This window comes from Kitasatospora cheerisanensis KCTC 2395, from assembly GCF_000696185.1.
Taxonomy (GTDB): Bacteria; Actinomycetota; Actinomycetes; order Streptomycetales; family Streptomycetaceae; genus Kitasatospora; species Kitasatospora cheerisanensis.
Genome location: NZ_KK853997.1, coordinates 1,053,435 through 1,054,040, shown reverse-complemented (window position 1 = coordinate 1,054,040; position 606 = coordinate 1,053,435). Strand labels below are relative to the sequence as shown.

General features: G+C 75.4%; 1 protein-coding gene and 1 pseudogene. One reads left to right on the top strand and one right to left on the bottom strand.

Annotation, left to right across the window (positions count from 1 at the left end):
* A pseudogene (locus tag KCH_RS42295) lies at positions 1 to 181 on the bottom strand (DUF5701 family protein); the annotation flags it as partial.
* Positions 182 to 404: 223 nt separating this feature from the next.
* Here KCH_RS42295 and KCH_RS04635 point away from each other — a divergent pair.
* Positions 405 to 606, top strand: a 202-nt coding sequence (locus KCH_RS04635; RefSeq protein ID WP_035859269.1) for a deoxyribodipyrimidine photo-lyase, incomplete at its 3' end; no start/stop codon positions are given.

The window sequence follows — 606 nt, the reverse complement described above, 5'->3', positions numbered from 1 at the left end:
CGCCCGCGGCGGAGGCGTCGGCGGCCGCGGCGAAGGCGCGCAGTTCGGCGGCGGACAGGCCGGCGATCCCGTGCACCCCCAGCTCGATCAGGCGCTCGGCCTGCACGCTCGGGGCCGGAAGAGGGGGGAGGACGGTCGGCGCGGGGGAGAGGGTGGACGGGGCGGACGCGGTCTCGGGCACAACGCTCCCAGGGGCGAAGAGGCAACTGGACCCTGGGGGAACGAGGCCGCCCGCCGGGATGTTCCCGATTCGCCGGACATTTCGTCCGCCCGGAGCCCGCCGCCGCTCATGCCGGCCGCCGTCCGCTCCGAAACAGCAGGAGGGGACGCCCGTCCCCGACGCCACGTCACCTCAACTGTCCGGCACGGGAGTTCGACCCGGCCGGCCCGGGATCGGAACCTCCATGACCGTCGCCGTCGTCCTGTTCACCCAGGACCTGCGCCTGCACGACAACCCCGCCCTGCACGCCGCCCGCACCGGCGCCGACCAGGTGCTCCCACTGTTCGTCACCGACCCGGCGATCGCCGCCGCCGGCTTCGACGCCCCCAACCGCCGCGCCTTCCTGGCCGGTTGCCTCACCGACCTGGACACCTCGCTGCGCCGCG